Raw genomic sequence first — 386 nt, 5'->3', positions numbered from 1 at the left:
AAACCCATATCCACCACCATCAAGTCCAATTTGTCCTAAAACAGATGCAAGAGTTATCATAGCCCAGTGAGCTTGTTCTCCGTGATGAGCCCTTTGAAAACCCCAACCTGCCATAATCATAGTTCTATTTTTAGCCATAAGTTCTGCTAATTCTTTTATTTTTTCTGCTTTTATACCTGTAATTTTTTCTGCTAATTCAGGAGTTTTTGGATTATTCTCATCAAATAATCTTTCTTTTAATTTAGCAAATCCTACCGTGTATTTTTTAAGGAATTTTTCATCGTGAAGATTGTTTTTAATTAGATGATAACACATTGCTTCTACTAAGGCAACATCGGTTGTAGGATTAATAAATACTTGTTCTGCACCTAAAAATCTCGCTGTAT

Annotated in this window: 1 protein-coding gene; it reads right to left on the bottom strand. The window is 33.4% G+C overall.

Going from position 1 to position 386, the window contains the following annotated elements; translation table 11 throughout:
* The coding region (locus tag AVBRAN12640_RS09945; protein ID WP_336609201.1) for a molybdopterin-dependent oxidoreductase at window positions 1-386 on the bottom strand (386 nt) is incomplete at both ends.

Origin of the sequence: Campylobacter sp. RM12640 (assembly GCF_020137595.1) — a bacterium.
GTDB lineage: Bacteria > Campylobacterota > Campylobacteria > Campylobacterales > Campylobacteraceae > Campylobacter_E.
The sequence above is the reverse complement of the archived record's forward strand: the minus strand, read 5'-3'. Positions and strand labels throughout refer to the sequence as shown.